This window comes from Zoogloea sp., from assembly GCF_041904905.1.
In the GTDB taxonomy this organism is placed as follows: Bacteria; Pseudomonadota; Gammaproteobacteria; order Burkholderiales; family Rhodocyclaceae; genus Zoogloea.
The window spans coordinates 1-1,815 of record NZ_JAYRMI010000138.1 but is presented as its reverse complement, the minus strand read 5'-3'; the positions used below and the strand labels follow the sequence as shown (position 1 = coordinate 1,815).

Genomic DNA, 1,815 nt, shown 5'->3' with positions numbered 1-1,815 from the left:
GTACGAGCTGGACGGAATCATGCAGGTCGGAGTGAACCCGGCGGCCGGGCTGAATTTCGCGACGGCGCTCCGGGCGTTCCTGCGGCAGGACCCGGATGTCATCCTGGTGGGAGAGATTCGGGACGACGAGACCGCGGCCATCGCCGTGCAGGCGGCCCAGACCGGTCACCTCGTGCTGACCACGCTGCACACGATTGATGCCGCCACGGCGGTGACCCGGCTCATGGATCTGGGCGTCGAGCCGTACCTGCTGGCGGCCACCCTCGAGGCGGTGCTGGCGCAGCGGCTCGTGCGCGGGCAATGCCGTCATTGCCGGAGAGACCGGCTGTCGATGGTGCCGGAGGCCGGACCGCGCGAGTGCGCGGCCTGTGCAGGGACCGGGTTTGTGGGCCGGGTCGGGCTGTACGAATGGCTGCCGGTGGACGCCGGTCTGCGCGCGCGGATTGGAGTCGGTTGTGCGGCGGATGAAGTGCGCCGGCAGGCCAGGGCCCGGGGGGCGCGGAGTCTGCGGGACGAGGGCCTCGCGGCCGTCGAGGCCGGTCGAACGACCCTGGAGGAAGTGCTACTCTTAACATGAGGCCGGCGGGGTTCGCAGGCGAAGCGATTGAGGTCCGCTCAGGGCGCAGCGCTCGAGGCCAGGAAATTGCGCCCGATCGCGCCCGCCCGGCCTTGCCTCCTCGCAGCGAGGGACCGACGGCCGGCGGCACCAGACCTCGCGCGGGGAGCCAGCTCCCGGGCGAAGTGCCTGGGGCACGAAGCCGAATAACTTGGCCGTGGCGGCAAACCGCGATGGGGCCCAAGGAGCTGCGCGGGTTCACGCGGCAGCTTGCCACGCTCGTCAAGGCCGGGGTGCCGCTGGCCCGGGCGCTCGAGGTGATCGGGTCCCAGGAAGGACAGGATGCGAGGGGTGGGCTGGCGCACGGCCTGCGGCAGGTGATCGAGAACGGCGGGACGCTGTCAGACGGCCTGCGCCGCTACCCGCAACTGTTTGACGAGACCTACCGGGCGATGGTGAGCGCCGGCGAAGCCAGCGGGGCGCTTGGCGATGTGCTGGCCCGGCAGGCGCTGGTGATGGAGAAGCAGGAACGCGTTCGCGCCCGGCTACGGACTGCCCTGGCGTACCCGGCCATCGTGCTGGTGATTGCCATCGTGATCGTTGCGATCCTGGTGGCGATCGTGGTGCCGAAGTTCGCGCTGATTTACGGTGGGCTGCTGAAAGGGCAACCCCTGCCAATGCTGACCCAAAGTCTCCTGGACGCGAGTCGACTGGCGCGGGCGCACGCGTTGCCGGCGATCGCGGCGCTGGGTGGACTGGGCTGGCTGGTCCGCCACTGGAGGCGCACGCCACGGGGTCGCCGGGCGCTCGATCGCTGGGCCCTTCGGATTCCTGTCCTGGGCGACCTGCTGTTGAAGTCGGCGGTGGCGCGGGTAACCGGCCTGATGGGGGCGTTGCTGGAGGCCGGCGTTCCCGAGTTGGAGGCGCTGTCGATTGCCGAGGACGCCAGTGGAAACACCCGGATCGCGGAGGCCCTGGGCGAAGTGGGCACACGCCTGCGACGGGGCGAAGGCCTTGCCGGTCCGCTGGAGTCGACCCGGATATTCCCGGCACTGGTCGCCGGCATGGTGCGGGTTGGGGAGGAAACCGGTGCCTTGGCGGAGGTGCTGCGGAGAGTCGCCGAGGCGTACGACGACGAGGTTGATCACGCGGTCGCCGCGCTGGCAGCGGTGGTGGAACCGCTCCTGATCGTGGGAATGGCCCTGGTCGTCGGCTTCATCGTGATCGCCCTCTTCCTGCCCATGGTCGGGGTACTGCAG

General features: G+C 70.2%; 2 protein-coding genes. Both read left to right on the top strand.

What is annotated here, in order from left to right; translation table 11 throughout:
• Positions 1 to 577 (top strand): GspE/PulE family protein (locus tag ACE3N6_RS19225; protein WP_374247427.1); only part of this gene is annotated, 577 nt, incomplete at its 5' end.
• 212 nt (positions 578 to 789) lie between these two features.
• Positions 790 to 1,815, top strand: a 1,026-nt coding sequence (locus ACE3N6_RS19220; protein ID WP_374247426.1) for a type II secretion system F family protein, incomplete at its 3' end; no start/stop codon positions are given.